The following is a 15823-nucleotide window of genomic DNA, read 5'->3' as shown; positions in this document are numbered from 1 at the left end:
CCGCGGAGAGAGACCCCTCACCCAACTGCGTGCACGGATGAGCCGCACATGCCCTCTCCCGCCTTAGCGAAGCTTTGCTTCGCCTTGGGGGAGAGGGCGCTGCATCTGGCAGCGCGCTTGCTGTGCGCATTCGGTCCGTAGGGTGGGCAAAGGCGCGCCCGACTCTATGAGTTGAACGGGTAGTATATCGCGCCGTGCCCACCATTCGCGTCCGTGATGCCGATGGTGGGCACGGCGCGCTCAAGAATGTGCCCGCTGCGATAGCGTGCGGCGCGCCTTTGCCCACCCTACATGGTGAAGGACGTGACGCGCCGCTGCGGCCTCATCGATGCATCGGTCTGGCAAGCATCATGACGTCGCAAACGACCGCTTCGGCGCCACGTGCAGCGCATACGCATCGACCGCCTCGTTGACGCGTGGATACAGCTCGGTCACCAGCGGATCGTGCCCCGGGATGTAGCGGTCCGGATGGCCCGCGAGGCGCTCGATGGTTTCCCAGCCCTGCGCCATGTCGCCGATATTGTAGACGATCGGAAACGGGCTGCGGCGCTGCAGGTTGGCGTAATAATGCGCGGCATCGGAGGCGAGCACGACCGGGCCGCGGGCGGTGGCGACGCGCACCACCTGCAGGCCGTCGGAATGGCCGCCGACGCGGTGCACGGTGATTCCAGGCGCGATCTCGCCGTCGCCATTGTGGAAGGTGACGCGCTCGCCATAGACGTGGCGCACCATGGTGGTGACGTGCTCGACCGAGAACGGGTGGCGCAGCAGGCCGTTGCACATGCAGCGTCCCGTCGCATAGGCCATCTCGCGCTCCTGCACATGGAAGCGCGCGTTGGGGAAGCGGTCGAGATTGCCGGCGTGGTCGTAATGCAGATGCGTGACGATGACGTCGCGGATGTCGGCGGCGCTGACTCCGAAAGCGTCCAGCGCATCGACCGGGTTGCAGCGGAGCTTGCGGTTGCGCGCCGCCGCCTCCGCGGCGTTGAAGCCGGTGTCGACCAGGATGTCGCGGCCGTCACTGCGGATCAGCCAGACGAAATAATCGAGGTCCTGCGCCGCGCTGTCGTGTGGATCGGGCTGCAGGAAGTTCATGTGCAGCGTGCGCTGTGCCATCGTTGCATAGCGCAGCGCGTAGATCTCGGCGTTCCCCATGAGGCTGGTCTCGTCGTTCGCGTTACGCCCATATCGAGCCACCGCCGGGCGCCGCGGTCAATCGCGGCCTGAAGCGAACCGGATCGCTGGCCCCGCCGACACAGTGTGAGGCCGCTCACCGTCGGCTCCGTTGCTCCGTTGCACCATGGCGGGCGTGGCGATCGAAGGACGGCCGCGACATCCGCCCGCTCTGGCGATTCTTCAACTGCGGCAAGCGGTTGACGTGTCGTCACGGCGATTTGATAATGCCTGACGCGTGGGATATGGTCGCCGCGGCGCAAGCTGGACGGCGCCTGTTTGCTGGACCGCTGGACCGCCATCGTGATGACGCTTCGCCTGCTGTTGCTGCTCGGTTTGATGTTCTCAGTCGCGTGGTCCGGCCCCGCGCGCGCGGCCGGCGACCGCTTCGCCCTGGTCATCGGCAATGCGAAATATCCCGACGCCGAAGCGCCGTTGAAGGAACCCGTCAACGACGCGCGCGACCTCACCGATGAGCTGAAGCGCGACGGCTTCACCGTCGACACGCTGGAGAACGCCACGGGCGATGCGATGCGCCGCGGCCTCGATCGGCTTTATGGCAAGATCAAGCCAGGCTCGGTCGCGCTGTTGTTCTTCTCCGGCTACGGCATTCAGTCGAACCGCACCAGCTACATGATTCCGGTCGATGCGCAGATCTGGCAGGAGGCCGATGTGCGCCGCGACGGCATCAGCCTCGAGCAGGTGCTGCAGGAGATCAACAGCCGCGGCGCCGGGGTGAAGATCGCGCTGCTCGATGCGTCCCGCCGCAATCCCTATGAGCGACGCTTCCGCACCGCCTCGTCCGGGCTCGCGCCGGTGATCGCGCCGAGTGGTACTCTGGTCATGTACTCCGCCGCTTTGTCCACGGTCGTGTCGGACACCGGCCGCGACCGCAGCCTGTTCGTGCAGGAGCTGCTGAAGGAGATCCGTGTTCCCGATCTCACCGCGGAGGAGACGCTGAACAGGACACGCGTCGGCGTCACGCGCGCCTCGCGCAGCGAGCAGGTGCCGTGGATCTCGTCGTCGCTCGCGGAGGACTTCTCCTTCGTGCCCGGCACCGGCGGCCCACGCCCGACCGTGACGGCGGACAACACCCCGCAGCCGACCCCCACGCCGACGTCGACGCCGTCCCCGTCGCCGACACCAGCGCTGCCACCGCCGCCTCCACCTCCGCCGCCCCCGCCGCCGCCAAAGACGGAGCTAGCGCCGCCGCTGCCGCCTGTTCCGCCTGTCCCAACGCCGACGCCCGCGCCGACCAATTCGCCGACCGCCAATGTGCCGGTGGATCCGCTGGCCGACGATCCGACGATCAAGAGCCTGACTGCCAAGATCGCGGCCAACCCGGACGACGCGGCAGCGCTGTACAAGCGCGGCCAGGTCTATGCCAGCAAGGGCGCCTATGCGCAGGCGATCCGCGACTTCGACGAGACCATCCGGATCAATCCGAAGGATGTCGAGGCGCTGAACAATCGCTGCTGGGCCCGTACCGTGGTCGGCGAGCTGCAGCCGGCGTTGCGTGATTGCAACGAGGCGCTGCGGCTGCGGCCGAATTTCGTCGACGCGCTCGACAGCCGCGGTCTCGTCAATCTCAAGAGCGGCGCGGTCAAGAATGCGATCGCCGATTTCGATGCCGCGCTGAAGGTCAATCCGCGGCTGACGTCGTCGCTGTATGGCCGCGGCCTCGCCAAGCAGCGCAATGGCGCGGCGCAGGAGGGCGCGCTCGACATCGCCAATGCCAAGGCGATCGATCCGAACGTCGTCCGCGACTTCGAAAGCTACGGCGTCCGCTGATTTTTGGCGGAGCGAGCCGGCCGCCTCGAACCATCGGGCGCGTCGGACCGACATAACCGCGAACAGCCGACATCGCGCGGGCGTTCGCGATGCGGCGGGAGATGAGTTCGCGTGAGTTGGCGCGCGAGGAGGGATTGGCAATGACCGCACCGAAGACGAATCCGAGCAAGGCCGCCGGGCTGACCGGCCTCCTGGTCGCCACGATGCTGACCGCGGCCGCCACGCTGAGCGTCACCACGGCCTTTGCGGCCGAGGACGTGACCGAGGATCAGATCGTCCGCGCGCTGGCCGGTCCGAAGAAGCCGCTGACCCGCGGACTGTCGATGGCGCCGCCGGCGGAGGCTGCGCCTGCGGTCACTCCGGCGCAGGACAAGTTCCTGCAGAGCATCCGCGGTCGCGCGACGCGATCGCTGTCGACGGCGGAGCGCGAGGAGATCGCGGCGGTCGCCCAGACCAAGCCGAACATCGATCTCGAGATCACCTTCGACTACAACTCGGCCAATATCAGCCAGAAGTCGATGGCCTCGGTGCAGGCGCTCGGCCGCGCGCTGACCAGCCCCGAGCTGAAGGGTTCGACCTTCGTCGTCGCCGGCCACACCGATGCCGCCGGAGCCGACGCCTACAACCAGGACCTGTCGGAGCGCCGCGCCGATGCGATCAAGCGCTATCTGGTCGACAAGTTCGGCATCGCAGGCGCCGACCTCGTCACCGTGGGCTACGGCAAGAGCAAGCTGAAGGATCCGAGCCAGCCGCTGGCCGAGGTGAACCGCCGCGTGCAGGTCGTCAACATGCAGAGCAAGACGGCGGCGGCCAAGTAGCTGCGCCTCTGCAAGAGCGCCCTCGGAGGTCGCGTGGTCAGAGATCGAGGTGACCGGATGCGTCTCGCAGCCTTGCGGGGCGCATCATTGTGTCGGAACGTGCCGCGCTTTGCCCGCAGGAGCTCGCGCTCCATCACAAAACTGCATCTCGAGCCGCCCGGATCCCGCCTCCGATGACGTTGCCGAAGTCTCTCAAAACCGCCGCCAGCCTGGTCGTCTTCGTCGCTTTGTTCGCGGGCTATTACTGGTACGAACACCGCCCGCATGAGGCGGCGGAGGAGCCGCGCATGCAGGCCCAGGTGCTCGTCACCAAGGCGGGCAAGGCCTGCTTCTCGGATCTCGTCCGGGTCACCGGCTTCGTCGTGCCGCGCCGCGAGGCGGTGGTCGGCGCCGATCAGGAGGGATCGCGTGTCACCGACGTTCTGGTGAAGGAGGGCGACACCGTCACCGAGAACCAGGAGCTGGCGCGGCTGACCCCGCCCCCGCCGCAACCGGGCGCGCCGGCGGCTGCAGCCGGCCGGCCGGTGTCGCTGCGTGCGCCGGCCTCCGGTCTGGTCACCGAGGTCCGCACCATCGTCGGCGCGCCGGCTTCGCCGCAGGCCGGCCCGATGTTCCGCATCGCCGTCAACAACGAGCTCGAGCTCGATGCCGAGGTGCCGAGCATCCATCTGCTCAAGCTGGCGCCGGGCGTGCCCGCGCGGATCAGCCGCGACAACACGCCTGATCTCAATGGCCGGGTCCGCGTGGTGTCGCCCCAGGTCGACCGCACCACGCAGCTCGGCCATGTCCGCATCGCGCTGTCCAGCACGCCGACGCTCAAGCCTGGCATGTTCGCGCGCGCCAATATCGACGCCCGGCGCAGCTGCGGCGTCGCCATTCCCAACACGGCGATCGATCATCTCACCGTCCAGGTCGTGAAGGGCGACGTGGTCGAGACCCGCCGGGTCCGGGTCGGGCTGGTGTCGGATACGTCGACCGAAATTCTCGAAGGTCTGGCCGAGGGCGAGGTCGTCGTGGCCGACGCCGGCAGCTCGCTGCATGACGGCGACCAGATCAAGACCATGTTCGCCGAAGACATCGATCGCACGCGGGTACGCTGATGGCACTGAATATCTCGGCATGGTCGATCCGGAACCCGCTGCCCTCGATTCTCTTCTCGATCATCCTGCTGGTGCTGGGATGGATGAGCTTCACCAAGCTCGCGGTGACGCGGCTGCCGAATGCCGACATCCCGGTGATCTCGGTGGCGGTGGCGCAATTCGGCGCCGCGCCGTCCGAGCTTGAATCGCAGGTCACCAAGATCATCGAGGACGGCGTCTCCGGCGTCGAAGGCGCGCGCCACATCCAGTCGCTGATCACCGATGGCCTCTCCGTCACGACGATCACCTTCGCGCTGGAGACCAACACCGACCGCGCCATCAACGATGTCAAGGATGCCGTGACGCGGGTGCGCTCCGACCTGCCGCAGAACGTCACCGAGCCCCTGATCTCGCGCGTCGACAAGATCGGCCTGCCGATCGTGACTTATGCGGCGATCTCGCCGGGCAAGACGCCGGAGCAGCTATCGTTCTTCGTCGACGACGTGGTCAAGCGCGAGCTGCAGGGCGTCCGCGGCGTCAGCCAGGTCGAGCGCATCGGCGGTGTCGAGCGCGAGATCCTGGTCTCGCTCGATCCCGACCGGCTGCAGGCGATGGGCCTCACCGCGGTCAATGTCAGCCAGAGCCTGCGCGGCACCAATGTCGACGTCGCCGGCGGCCGCGCCGAGATCGGCAAGAACGACCAGGCGATCCGCACGCTCGCCGGCGCCAAGACGCTGAACGAGCTGTCGAACACGATGATCCCGCTGTTCGGCGGCGGCGAGGTCCGGCTCGCCGATCTCGGCACGGTCACCGACACCATCGCCGATCGCCGCACCTTCGCGCGCTTCAATGGCGAGCCGGTGGTCGCGCTCGGCATCAAGCGCGCCAAGGGCGCCAGCGACGTCGTCGTCGCGGCCGCCGTGCAGAAGCGCATCGACCAGGTGAGGGCCGCGCATCCCGATGTCGAATTGAAGCTGATCGATACGTCGGTCGAATTCACCAAGGGCAATTACGACGCGGCGATCTCGACCTTGTTCGAGGGTGCGATCCTCGCCGTCGTCATCGTGCTGTTGTTCCTGCGCGATCTCCGCGCGACGATCATCGCCGCGATCTCGCTGCCGCTGTCGATTTTCCCGGCGTTCTGGGCGATGGACATCCTTGGCTTCTCGCTGAACATGGTCTCGTTCCTGGCGATCACGCTGTCGACCGGCATTCTCGTCGACGACGCCATCGTCGAGATCGAGAACATCGTCCGCCACATGCGGATGGGCAAGTCGCCTTATCGCGCCGCGCTCGACGCCGCCGACGAGATCGGCCTGGCTGTGATCGCGATCAGCCTCACCATCATCGCGATCTTCGCGCCCGCAAGCTTCATGTCGGGCATCGCGGGTCAGTTCTTCAAGCAGTTCGGCATCACCGTCTCGGTGCAGGTGTTCTTCTCGCTGCTGGCGGCGCGCTTCGTCACGCCGATGCTGGCGGCCTATTTCATGAAGCATCACGATCACGAGGATCCGCCGCCCGGCTTCATCCTGCGGGCGTATCATCGCATCGTGACCTGGTCGGTGAGGCACTATTACGTCACGATCCTGGTCGGCCTCGGGATCTTCGCGGCCTCGATCTGGAGCTGGACCCTTTTGTCGAAGGGCTTTCTGCCGGCCCAGGACGCCGCCCGCTCGCTGCTCGCGATCGAGCTGCCGCCGGGCGCGCAGCTCGCTTACACCGAGAAGGTCACCGAGGACATCGTGGCGCGGCTGCGCAAGCGGCCCGAGGTGCGCAGCGTGTTCGTCGACGGTGGCCGGCTGCAGGGCGCGATGGAGGTCCGCCGCGCCGGGATGATCGTGAACTACACGCCTAAGACCGAGCGCAAGATCACCCAGAAGGATCTCGAGCTTGCGATCACCAGGGATCTCGAGACGATTCCCGACATCCGCTTCTGGTTCACGGACGAGAACGGCCTGCGCGCGATCAAGCTGGTGCTGACGGGCCCCGACCCCAAGCTGGTCGACAATGTCGCCAGCGAGCTGGCGTCGCAGATGAAGCGGATTCCGATCATCTCCAACGTGGTGTCGGACACCTCGCTGGACCGGCCGGAGCTGCGGGTGCAGCCGCGCGCCGATCTGGCTGCACGCCTCGGCGTCTCGACGGAAAGCCTGTCACAGACCATTCGCGTCGCCACCATCGGCGACGTCGGACCTGCGCTTGCCAAATACGATGTCGGTGGCCGCCTGGTCCCGATCCGGGTGCAGCTCGAGGATGCCGCGCGCAGCGACGTGAAGACGCTCGAACAGTTGCGTGTGCCGCTCGGCCAGTTCGGCGAGAAGGGCGGCGTGCCGCTGTCGGTCGTCGCCGACATCAAGCTCGACCAGGGGCCGACCAGCATCAGCCGCTACGATCGCGGCCGGCAGGCCACCGTGTCGGCGGATCTCGTCGGCCTTGGCGCGCTCGGCGATGCGACCAAGCAGATCGACGATCTGCCGGTCCGCAAGAGCATGCCGGCGAGCGTCAAGCTGATCCCGTCCGACGACGCCGAGAGCATCAACGAGCTCGCCTCCGGCTTCATTACCGCGATCACCGCGGGCCTGATGATCGTCTATGCGGTGCTGGTGCTGCTGTTCGGCACCTTCCTGCAGCCGATCACGATCCTGTTCTCGCTGCCGCTGTCGATCGGCGGCGCCATCGCCGCGTTGATCCTGACCGGCAAGCAGCTCACGATCCCGGTCTATATCGGCATGATGATGCTGATGGGCATCGTGACCAAGAACGCGATCATGCTGGTGGAGTTCGCGGTCGAGGCCATCCACGCCGGCACCAAGCGCGATGAGGCAATCATCGACGCCGGCATGAAGCGGGCGCGGCCGATCGTGATGACCACGATCGCAATGGTCGCCGGCATGATGCCGAGCGCGCTCGCGGTCGGCGCCGGCGGCGAATTCCGCTCGCCGATGGCGCTCGCAGTGATCGGCGGCCTGGTGTTCTCGACCGTGCTGTCGCTGTTGTTCGTGCCGGCGATGTTCCTGGTGATGGACGATGTCGGCTCGCTATTCGCGCGGCTCGGCCGCAGGCTGATCGTCTCTTCCGACGCCGAGGCCGCGCCGCATGCCGACCACGTGCCGGCGGCGCAGGAGCCGAAGCCGTAGCGCACGCTCATCGCGTTGCGCAGAATTCTCGGCGGTGGATTAGTTCGCCTGCGACGGCAGCCGTCGCCGCGCGCTGAGATCGTCGGCAACGCCCGGCGTGGTCTGGGCCGGCGGGCTGGCCTCGGGCGGCACGATCAGCGCGACGAAGCCCTGGCTGGCGCCCTGCCAGCCGAACAGATTGGTCCGCAGCGTGAAGTCAACGCGGACCGAATGTCCGGCCCGCGCAGCCGCAGCCTCCATGCCAGCAACGCAGGAGATGTCGGCATCGTAGCACAGCGCCGCCCAGCCCTCGGTGCGCCGCACGTCGCCGGTGGGCAGCAGCTCACGCGGATGCACGAGGCCCATGTCGTATTGAGGATGATCGGCGCCGTAGAACGCGGCCGCGAAAGCGAGGCCATCATCGCCGCCCACCGCTTGGAGCGGGCTATCGGTTGCGTTCCGCCACAGCCGGTCGAGCTCGGTCACGGCCGGCTGATAGAAGTTGCGGCCCTCGTTGAGCGGGACGTAGTTTCGGTACAGCGCGTGCAACGGCGCCACGACGACGGCGGCGAACGCCGCGATGGCGATCGCGATTGCGGCGAGGTTGACCGTCAGCTCCCGCGTAGCCTGGTAGCTCGCGCCGCAGACGATGACGACGACGAGCAGGAACACACCCTGCAAGCCCCACAGCGGCGGCATGTCGGTGCCGAAGATCGCCGAGGTCAGCGCGGGGAGGATCACAGTGCCGATGCTGATCACCGCAAGCAGACGCAGTCCCGGCGCGAGGCTGAGCGCGTCGTTGAGCACGCGGGCCGGACGCGGCCGCGCCATGGCCAGCCAGATCAGGCCGGGGATGCCGGCGATCCCGGACATCGCGAGCAGGAAGCCGCCGCCTTCGATCAGCGCGGCAGCATTGGTCTTGCCGGTGTGATGCGCGATCGCGTGCGTGAACGGCTGCGCGCCGGTCATTGCCAGCCAGACCAAATGAGGGGTCAGCGCGACGAGCCCTGTCAGGGCCGCGATCCAGGGCGCCTGCGAGCTGAAATAGCGCTTTCGCTCGGGGTGACACAGCGCGGCGATCGCGAAGCTCGCGATCAGGAAGATCGAGTAGTATTTGCCGAGCATGGCGAGCGCGGCGGTCAGGCCGGCGGCGACGGCCCAGCCGGCGCCACGGGTCTCGAACGAGCGCAGGAAGCACCAGGTCGCGAGCGGCCAGCTCGACAGCAGCACCGCGTTGGCGTTGAAGCGCTGCGCGTGCAGCTGATAGACCGGCAGCACCGTCAGCAACAGCAGCACGACGATGCGCTTGTCGCCGCGCGCGAAGCGGCGCGTGATGCGGTCGACGGCCCACAACCCGACCGCCGCATTGGTCAGCGCCAGCAGGTTGAACGACCAGTTGGTGAGCGGAAAGACTGTTGTCCAGGCTCGCGCGGCCCAGCCCATCAAGGGCGGATGCTTGGTCGAGCCCCAGTCGAAGCTGCGGCCGAGCGACCAGGTCTCGATCACGTCCTGATGCAGATCGCCGCCGACATAGGCGATGGAGAAATACACCATCCAGATCGCGACGAAGCCTGCGATCAGCAGCGGCACCGCCCAACCGTCCTCGACGGCATCGATCCAGATCGAAAGACCTCGACGCCAGCGGGCTATCGAGCCGCTCGTCTCGATCCCCATCGCCGGCAACGCAAGACTCATGAACTCGCTTCCAACCAGGTTGCTCCGGCACGATGCGTCGCATCCCGCGCGCAACACGCGCAGGCGGACGGCGCTTTCGATGCCGAACTCATACGGTTAGAATTGTTAAAAACAGTTCATGTCGCAAATTGTGAGGTGCGGTGGCCCAATTGCGATCATGTTTGGCCGGCGCCGATACGAAACGATGCATGATCGGCCGCGCGCGCCATGCGGCGGACGCGGTTTGGCCCTCATCAGGGCGAGGCGACGACAGGGGGCTTCCTGATGCGGCCCGCCTAATCGTTCCGCGCGATCGTGTTAAGCTTGGTCAGGTCGTGCAGCAGGATGCGGCCGCGCTGCAAATCGAGGATCTTGTCCTTGCGCCAGGCCTGGAGCTGGCGGTTGACGCTCTCGCGCGCGGCGCCGACGAAGACGCCGAGCTGCTCCTGCGAGATGTGCACCTCGGAGCCGAAATCTTCCGCCAGCGCGCACAGCCGCCGCGCCAGCCGGATCGGCAGCGGCTGCAGCACCGATTCCTCCATCCGCTCGCTCTGCCAGCGGATGCGCTGGCACAATAGCTGGATGATCTTGATCGCGACCTTGGGCTCGCGCTCGAGGAAGCTGAGGAAATCCTCACGTCGCAGCACGAACAGCTCGGTCGCCTCGCCGGCGGTGGCGTCGGCGGTGCGCTCCTGTCCGTCGAGCACGGCGACCTCGCCGAACAGATCGCCGGGTCCCATGAAGTTGAGCGTCAGCCGCGAGCCGTCGGTGGCGCCGGTCTCGATCCGGATCTGGCCGCGGCGGACGCCGAACAGCGCGTTGCCGGGATCACCCTTCTGGAACAACAGCTCGCCCGCCGACAGATGCTGGGTGTGGCACAGGCTCGCGAGACGCTGCAACTCGTCGGAGCCGAGATCCGCGAACATCGGGTTCATCTTCAGAATGACCGCAAATTCGGCCTGCTTGCTCATCACTATACCTTCGGCGGTGGTTTCAGGGCCCCAGTTACAGACTCCGCGCTGGCGGAAGTGTGTCGCAAGTCACATAACGGCGCATGGGCTTACGACTAGGTTGGTCGCTCCCAGGGCGATCTTCGTTCCGGGAAAAATTGAGATTGAACCGGGTCGGCGTTGTCGCATGCTAACCCGTGGAGACCGCTCGCCGTCGCGCTTGGGACATCGATATGAAAGCAGTGAAGATCGCAGGCGGCTTGCTGGGCGCCGTCCTCGTCGTGCTCGCAGTCGCGCTCGCCTTTGGACTTCCGGCGAGCTTCCTGACGGTGGCGATCCAGGACCGCGTCGAGCGCGACACCGGCTATAAATTGACCATTGCGGGCTCGGCGAGCGTCAGCCTGTGGCCGTCGCTGCAGGCGACGCTGAGCGACGTCACCTTGCAGGATCCGAAGGACAAGGACGGCAACAACCGGCTGACGATCGCGAGGCTCCAGGCCGGCATGACGCTGTCGAGCCTGTGGTCCGGCCGGCCCGAGATCGGCGAGATCGTCATCGACAGGCCGACGCTCTATCTGCCGCTGCTGCGTGAGCGGCTGCGCGACAATCCGCCGCGCAACCGCGCCGCGGCGAAGCCGGAGGCCGCACCGCCGGTCCGGATCAGCAGCGTCATCGTCAAGGACGGCGCCGTCATTCTCTCCAACCCGCGCGACCGCGTTGAAAACCGCCTCGAAGCGATCGCCGCGACGGCGTCGCTAAACGATGACGGCAAGATCAGGATCGACGGCACCGCGCGAGCCGGCGACCGTCCGGTCACCTTCGACATCACCGCGACCGCGCCGGCGCTGCCGGTCGATCGCCAGACCGTGCCGGTCGATTTCAAGATCGGCATGGCAAGCGCATTCTCCGGCGTTCTGGCCGGCCGCGCCGACATCAGGTTGAACGGGCCGCTGGTGATGATCAACGGCCTCAGCGGCACGCTCGGCGGTGGCGATTTCAACGGCTGGGCCTCGGTCGACCTCGCCAGCAAGCCGCTGGTGAAGGTCGACCTCGACGTCCGCCGGCTGGACCTTCCGGGCGCTGCGGCGCCAACCTCGTCGCGGACCTCAGGCTGGAGCACGGCCGCGATCGATCTGCGTGGCCTGAACTACGTCGACGCACGGGTGAAGCTGTCGGCGACCGATGTCGGTCTCGCCCGCGCCCGCATCGGGCCGCTCGATCTCGAGGCCTCATTGGCCGGCGGCCTGCTGAAGGCGACCGTCGCCAATCTCGGCGCCTATGGCGGCCAGATCAGCGGCGAGCTCGTGGTCGATGCCTCCACCGGCAATCCGGCCTATGCGATGCACGGCGATCTCGTCGGGCTGAAAGCGCTGCCGCTGCTGCAAAACCTCGCCGATTTCGACAAGCTCGATGCGCGGCTGCAGGGTAAGCTCGCGCTGCGCTCCAGCGGCGCCAGCCAGCAGGCGATCATGAGCAATCTCAGTGGCTCGGCCTTCCTGCTGTTCCAGGATGGCGCGATCCGCGGCATCAACGTCGCCCAGATGATCCGCTCGTTGACCAGCAATCCGCTGTCCGGCTGGCAGGACTCCAAGGAGCTGACCACCGATCTCACCCAGCTCTCGGCCTCGTTCCAGGTCGAGCGCGGCCAGGCGGTGACGAGCGACCTCAATCTGATCGGGCCGCTGGTGAAGGTCACCGGCGCCGGCACGATCGATCTCGGCAACCGCGCGCTTGCGATGCGCGTCGAGCCCAAGCTCGTGATGACCACCGAAGGGCAGGGCCGGATCGCCGATCCCATCGGCCTCGGCATTCCCGTCGTGATCGACGGCCCCTGGAGCCAGCCGCGGTTCTATCCGGACATGGCCGGCATCCTCGACAATCCCGATGCGGCCTACGCCAAGCTCAAGCAGATGGGGCAGGGCCTGTTCGGGAAGGATGGCGCCGGGCTCAACAATCTGATCAACGGCATCGGTGGCCTGATCGGAAACGCGACGTCCGGCGGCGGCGCGGTGCCCAACGCGGCGCCGTCGACACCGAACGCGCAGGCTCCGGCTGCCGGGCAATCCGACCTGCTTGGCGGCGACCTCGGCGCGGCCATCGGCAGTCTCATTCAGCAAGGCTTGCAGCAGGGGACGCAGCCGCCGGCGCGAAGCCGTGGCCGGACGCTCAACCCGGGCGAAGGCGCGGCTCCGCTGCTCCAGGCTCCCCAGGCCGCGCCGGCGCCACCTCCGACGGATGCCGGCCAGGGCGCCTCGGCGGGCGGGACTCCGCCAGCAGCCCCGCAGGACGGCCCGACGGACAGCCAGCCGATGAATGACGTGCTGAAGCGCATCTTCAATCGGTAACATGCGGCCGATGATCTGGCTCGCCTCCTCCATTTGGAGGAGGTTGCCGGCCGCCATTTGAGCCATCATCGCCGGATGTGGGTGGCTCCCGCATCACCGCCGTACTGCACCGCATTCTGTGCTAAACGGATGTCGATGGCGGAACGTCTCGGCGCATGAGAGGCCCGCCTCTGCTGTATCGCAGCCGTAAGGACGGCGGCGGACGCGCCCATCCGGGGGTCTCACCTCGGTCATGCCGCGCGAGGGGTCTGGATGAACGGGGTCGAGAACAGAGGCTGGTCGCTGCGGCAGGGCCTGTTCGCCAAATATGTGACGTCGCTGGTCGGACTCGTGGTGTTCGTCCTGGCGGTGAACGGCGCGACCGAAACCTGGATCAGCTACCAGTCCACCAAGGCGAGCCTCACCGCCGCGATGGCCGAGAAGGCCGATGCCAGCGCCCGGCGGATCGATCAGGCGGTCTCCGACCTGCAGCGACAGATCAGCTGGGTGACCCGCGCGAGCGCCAATACGCTGGAGCTGCGCCGCGCCGATTATGTGCAGCTGTTGAGCCAGGCGCCGGCGGTGCGGCAGCTCTATCAGCTCGACGGCCAGGGCCGCGAGCAGCTCCGCGTCTCCCGCACCGCGATCGCGTTCGCGTCGGGCAACGATCTCTCCCGCGACCTGCGCTTCACCGACACCGTCACGCATGGCAGCAATTTCTCGGCCGTGACCTTCAAGGGCGCGCTGCCGATGATGTCGATCTCGGTCGCGCATTCCGGCTTCAATGCCGGCGTGACGGTCGCCGACATCGACCTCGACTTTCTCGAAGACTTCATGAGCGAGGCGCAGGTCGGCAAGGTCGGCATCGCCTATGTCGTCGATCCCAAGGGCCTGGTGCTGGCAAGCTCGGCGAAGGGGCCGGCGGTCGGCCAGGACCTCGCCAAGCTGCCGCAGGTGGCCGCCGTGCTGACGCCGGACGGCGAGCCGCTGGCGTCCGGCACCGACAGCGACGGGCGTTCCGTGCTGACGGCGGCGGCGACCTTGCCGAAGCTCGGCTGGGTCGTGTTCTTCGAGCAATCCACCGCGCATGCGCTGGCGCCGATCCGCGATCAGTTGCTGCGCGGCGCGCTCTTGATCGCGCTCGGCCTGGCGGTGGCGATCTTCGCCGGCTCGCTGCTGGCCCGCCGCATGCTCGTGCCGATCACGGCGCTGCGCGCCGGCGCGCGCCGGCTCGGTGCCGGTGATTTCGAGCAGCGCATCGAGGTGAAGACGCATGACGAGCTGGAGGAGCTCGCCGACCAGTTCAACAGCATGGCCGGCCAGCTCGCGCAGTCCTATGCCGTGCTGGAAGCCAAGGTCGAGGAGCGCACCCGCGATCTCGCCCAGTCGATCAACGAGCTGAAGGTGCTGGAGGAGGTCGGCCGCGCGGTGGCGTCTTCGCTCGATCTCAACGCCGTGCTGCCGACGGTGGCGGCGCGCGCGCTGGAGATCACCGCGGCCGACGCCGTGCTGATCTATTCCTACGATGCCGGCGAGCGCCGCTTCCGGCTGGTGGAAGCCAAGGGTGTTGATCAGACCGGCGCGCACGCGGTGCTCGACGAGCAGACCAGCCTGTTGTCGGAGTCCGTGCGCAGCGGCGAGCCGATCGCGATCGCCGAGCTCGACAGCGCGCCGGAGCATCCGCTGCGCGACGTGGCGGTCGCCGCCGGCTTCCATGCCGTGCTGTTCACGCCGCTGGTCGATCAGCAGGGCGTGCTCGGCGCGCTCGTGGTGCTCCGGCGCTCCGCCGGCGCGTTCCCGCCCAACCTGATCGGCCTGATGCGCACCTTCGCCAACCAGGCGGTGCTGGCGATGCGCAACGCGCGGCTGTTCACCGAGGTCGACCAGAAGGGCCGCGAGCTGGCGCTGACGCACGCCACGGTGCAGCAGCAGGCGGAGAAGCTCACCGAGCAGACCGAGCAATTGCGCGAGTGGAACAAGTCGCTCGAGGACCGCGTCGAGAAGCAGCTCGCCGAGATCGAGCGCATCCGTCGGCTCGAGCGCTTCCTGGCGCCGCAGGTGGCGCAGATCATCGCCTCGTCGGATGGGCATGACTCACTGCTGGAGAGCCATCGGCGCGAAGTCACGGTCGTGTTCTGCGATCTCCGCGGCTTCACCGCGTTCACGGAGACGACCGAGCCCGAAGAGGCGATGAACGTGCTGCGCGAGTATCACGCCGCGCTCGGCAAGCTGATCTTCAAATATGAAGGCACGCTCGACCGCTATGCCGGCGACGGCGTGATGATCCTGTTCAACGCGCCGATCCCGTTCGAGGACCACACCACCCGCGCGGTGAAGATGGCACTGGAGATGCGCGAGGAGATCGGCGGGCTGACTGAGCGCTGGAAGAACCGCGGCCACAGCTTAGGGTTTGGCGTCGGCATCGCCGTCGGCTACGCCACGCTCGGCCAGGTCGGCTTCGAGAACCGGCTGGAATACGCCGCCATCGGCAGCGTCACCAACCTCGCCTCCCGCCTCTGCGACGCCGCCAAGGCCGGCCAGGTGATCGCGTCGCGGCGTGTCTACGGCATGGTCGAAGGCTCGGTCGACGCGCGGCCGATCGACGATCTGCACCTGAAGGGCTTCAACCACCCGGTGCTGGCGATGGAGATCCTGCGCTGGCGCGGCGAGAGCGTCGAAGCCGTGGATGTCATGGAGGAGCCACGCCGGTCGGCTGCGACCTGAGGCGCAGACCGACGCCGGATGAGGGCCCTTGTAGCCCTGATGAGCGTCAGCCGACGCTCTTCGGCGTCGGCGTGAGCGACATCCGGGTTCATCGCGGCGGCTCGTGAAACCCCGGATGTCGCGTCCGCCTCCGCCCTCCGGGCGCAGGCTTCCGCTCATCCGGGCTACGATGGT

The 15823-nt window shown here is 67.4% G+C and carries 9 protein-coding genes; 6 read left to right on the top strand and 3 right to left on the bottom strand.

The window, feature by feature from the left end; all coding sequences use genetic code 11:
- Positions 1–348 precede the first annotated feature (348 nt).
- Positions 349–1155, bottom strand: a complete 807-nt coding sequence (locus ACVILH_RS05670; RefSeq protein WP_456712021.1) for an N-acyl homoserine lactonase family protein — start codon at positions 1153–1155, stop codon at positions 349–351.
- 324 nt (positions 1156–1479) lie between these two features.
- On the opposite strand from ACVILH_RS05670, the gene ACVILH_RS05665 reads away from it, so the two are divergent.
- From ACVILH_RS05665 to ACVILH_RS05650, 4 genes are all read left to right on the top strand, one after another.
- A complete protein-coding gene (locus tag ACVILH_RS05665; RefSeq protein ID WP_456716877.1) occupies positions 1480–2964 on the top strand; it encodes a caspase family protein in 1485 nt (494 codons plus the stop codon).
- A gap of 140 nt (positions 2965–3104) precedes the next feature.
- Positions 3105–3782 (top strand): OmpA family protein, encoded by a 678-nt coding sequence (locus ACVILH_RS05660; protein WP_456712020.1) that lies wholly within the window; start codon positions 3105–3107, stop codon positions 3780–3782.
- Between the two features lie 173 nt (positions 3783–3955).
- The gene (locus ACVILH_RS05655; protein WP_456712019.1) at positions 3956–4882 is read left to right on the top strand and encodes an efflux RND transporter periplasmic adaptor subunit; all 927 of its coding nucleotides are present in this window, start codon (positions 3956–3958) and stop codon (positions 4880–4882) included.
- Positions 4882–7998: an efflux RND transporter permease subunit gene (locus tag ACVILH_RS05650; protein WP_456712018.1), complete on the top strand. Its 3117-nt coding sequence runs from the start codon at positions 4882–4884 to the stop codon at positions 7996–7998. Before ACVILH_RS05655 ends, ACVILH_RS05650 begins: the two co-directional genes overlap by 1 nt.
- Before the next feature lie 39 nt (positions 7999–8037).
- Here ACVILH_RS05650 and ACVILH_RS05645 read toward each other — a convergent pair whose 3' ends face one another.
- Both ACVILH_RS05645 and ACVILH_RS05640 read right to left on the bottom strand, forming a co-directional pair.
- On the bottom strand, positions 8038–9672 hold the full coding sequence (locus tag ACVILH_RS05645) for a glycosyltransferase family 39 protein (RefSeq protein ID WP_456712017.1): 1635 nt from the start codon (positions 9670–9672) through the stop codon (positions 8038–8040).
- 275 nt (positions 9673–9947) lie between these two features.
- On the bottom strand, positions 9948–10622 hold the full coding sequence (locus ACVILH_RS05640; RefSeq protein WP_456712016.1) for a Crp/Fnr family transcriptional regulator: 675 nt from the start codon (positions 10620–10622) through the stop codon (positions 9948–9950).
- Positions 10623–10834: 212 nt separating this feature from the next.
- On the opposite strand from ACVILH_RS05640, the gene ACVILH_RS05635 reads away from it, so the two are divergent.
- Together ACVILH_RS05635 and ACVILH_RS05630 are read left to right on the top strand one after the other, a co-directional pair.
- Positions 10835–12946, top strand: a complete 2112-nt coding sequence (locus tag ACVILH_RS05635; RefSeq protein ID WP_456712015.1) for an AsmA family protein — start codon at positions 10835–10837, stop codon at positions 12944–12946.
- A 252-nt stretch (positions 12947–13198) separates the two neighbouring features.
- A complete protein-coding gene (locus tag ACVILH_RS05630; RefSeq protein WP_456712014.1) occupies positions 13199–15649 on the top strand; it encodes an adenylate/guanylate cyclase domain-containing protein in 2451 nt (816 codons plus the stop codon).
- Positions 15650–15823 lie beyond the last annotated feature (174 nt).

It is taken from the genome of Bradyrhizobium sp. USDA 4353 (assembly GCF_054063215.1).
This window is presented reverse-complemented; position numbering and strand designations above follow the sequence as displayed.